The sequence below is a fragment of the Ferruginibacter sp. genome (assembly GCF_031430955.1).
Classification (GTDB): Bacteria; Bacteroidota; Bacteroidia; order Chitinophagales; family Chitinophagaceae; genus Ferruginibacter.
The window spans coordinates 1-2599 of the sequence record NZ_JANPCM010000540.1 but is presented as its reverse complement, the minus strand read 5'-3'; the positions used below and the strand labels follow the sequence as shown (position 1 = coordinate 2599).

Here is a 2599-nt window from a genome sequence, read left to right as displayed (position 1 = left end):
AAAAATACAAATAATTAATAATCAATATTCAATGATCGTAGAGTATTAGGCTTGTTAAGTGTATTTTTTTTATTTTGGTAGAAAATCATTTTAAATATGTATAATAGAAAGTATGATTTAGAAGATAGTTTGGTTGATTATGCTTTGCCAAATACAAAAGCATGAAATCATGTAACTGGCCAGTTAATTAAATCTTGCCATTCACCAGCATTTAATTAAGGAGATGTGCAGGTAGCAGAATCAACAAAAGATTTTACACATAAAATTAGAGTTGCCTGCTATTGTATGGAATCATTCCGATGTAGCATCTCCCTATAAAGTTTTTATGAAACACTTACTGCTTACAGTTTTTATTACTTCAATATTAACATCATGCAACTATGACAGACATGAAGAAATTCAATATGATATTTACTCTTCTGTGTTAGACAATAAATTTGGACACTTTTCGTCTAACATTCCATACATAATTGGCATTAATGACACAATAAAAGATTTTAAAGACGAACTAGGAACATTAATTTATTCTGTTCAAAATAATGACTTCTTTTTTAAAGAGTTCTGTCAAGGAGACTCTTCCTTTAAAAGTTTTATTTTAACTATCAAAACTATTAAGACCGATAAAGAGATCATGGATGTAGAAAAATTAAAAGCAAAGACTAAAATAAATATCAATTTAAACAAACTGATAAAACCTGAACCATGGCATCATACAATAAATTTCTCAAAAATTGTATTCAATAAAGTCAATGACAAGGCAATTTTATTTATTACCGGAGATTCATCCGGCTCTTGGTTTCTTGTTGAATTAATCAATAAAAAATGGACAGTTAAGCATGAAATTCTATTATGGGTCACCTAACAACAGCAGGCAACAAGAGCGGTTTTGTAACAAGTGTGGCTCCCAAAATAACCTCAGTCTATTGCAAAATGTATTTCCACCCCAAAAAAGAATAACTCAGTATAGATAAAAAAATTACAATGTTAGCAGGGTGCTAAACTTGAATATTGAACATTGAAAATTGATTATTGAACATTTTTTTTAACTAACTTTAGCCCTCAATTCACATATTTTATGTCTGATACAGTTTTAGCCCCAGCACCGGCTCCGTTAACCGCTAAAGATTTTGTAACCGACCAGGAAGTTCGCTGGTGCCCCGGTTGCGGCGACTATTCTATTTTAGCACAAGTACAAAAGGTAATGCCAACACTGGGCATACCAAAAGAAAATATTGTAATTGTTAGCGGCATTGGCTGCAGCAGCCGCTTTCCATATTATATGAATACGTATGGTATGCACAGTATTCATGGCAGGGCAACAGCGGTGGCCAGTGGTTTAAAAGCAGCCCGGCCCGAGCTGAGTGTGTGGGTAGTAACAGGAGATGGCGACAGTTTAAGCATTGGTGGTAACCATACCATTCATTTGCTGCGCCGCAATTTCGACATCAATATTTTATTATTCAATAACCAGATTTATGGTTTAACCAAAGGGCAATATTCGCCTACCTCCGAACAAAATAAAATAACCAAATCAACGCCTTTCGGAAGTATTGATCATCCCTTTAATCCGTTGGCATTGGCCATGGGTGCCGATGCAAGTTTTATTGCCCGTACAATGGACAGGGACCCAAAACATTTGCAAGCCATGTTGCTGCGTAGCCAGGCACATAAAGGCGCTTCTTTTTTAGAGATCTATCAAAACTGTAATATTTTTAATGATGGTGCTTTTGAAACATTTACCGAAAAAAGCAGCAAGGCTGATGAAGTATTATTTTTAGAACAGGGCAAGCCATTAATTTTTGGCGCCACACAAAATAAAGGTATTAAGTTAGATGGTTTTAAACCCGTGATTGTTGATTTGGCCGAAGGTGCCAGCACCGATGAGCTGTGGGTGCATGATGATAAAGATTTTTATAAAGCACAGATATTGATCCGCATGTTTGATGATCCTAAATTAGCCGGGCATTTGCCAAGGCCATTTGGTGTTTTTTACGAAACTGACAGGGCCTGTTACGAAGACAGTATGCAAATGCAGATTGATGATATAATTGCAAAAAGAGGCAAAGGGGATTTAGATAAATTGCTGAAGGGCAGTGAGACGTGGGTGATAAATTAGCCCCCGTCTCCGCCAGCTGGCGGAGAACTTAGATTGTTACGTCATTTACAAATCGGCGAGGCGAAAGCACTAAAGTTGTATATTTTTTTGAGTCCGGCATTTTTTCTTTAATCAGTTTCATTGGTCTGGCCTAAGGCGAGACCCTCTTGTACAGAATATCTTTATTAAACTTTTACCTAAGCAGTTAAAATAATTTCAGCGGCAAATGTTTGCCGCTATTTTTTTAAGCAGCGTTTTACGTTAATAAAGTACCTTCTTAAAAAAGAGCAATATGAATTTGAAAAAGATATTGATTTTACCTGTTGCATTTTTGCTTACAAATATTATGTACATCGCTTGCTGCGATTGTAAGCCAACAAATAAAAATTTTTACGAAGCAATAAATCTTTTATTAAAACCTTATGGTTCTAATAAGATAGTAATAGATACAGGTACATCTGTTAACATGGATAGCTTGTATTTGGACTGTTTGTTTAATACCAA

3 protein-coding genes are annotated in these 2599 nt (G+C 35.2%); all 3 read left to right on the top strand.

Annotated elements, in window-relative coordinates:
* Positions 1 to 325: 325 nt before the first annotated feature.
* Positions 326 to 862 carry a hypothetical protein gene (locus ACY65O_RS15180; RefSeq protein ID WP_462221707.1) on the top strand — a complete coding sequence of 179 codons (537 nt, stop codon included), beginning with the start codon at positions 326 to 328 and terminating at the stop codon, positions 860 to 862.
* A gap of 213 nt (positions 863 to 1075) precedes the next feature.
* Positions 1076 to 2116, top strand: a complete 1041-nt coding sequence (locus tag ACY65O_RS15175) for a 2-oxoacid:ferredoxin oxidoreductase subunit beta (RefSeq protein ID WP_462221706.1) — start codon at positions 1076 to 1078, stop codon at positions 2114 to 2116.
* A 277-nt stretch (positions 2117 to 2393) separates the two neighbouring features.
* Positions 2394 to 2599, top strand: a 206-nt coding sequence (locus tag ACY65O_RS15170) for a hypothetical protein (protein WP_462221705.1), incomplete at its 3' end; no start/stop codon positions are given.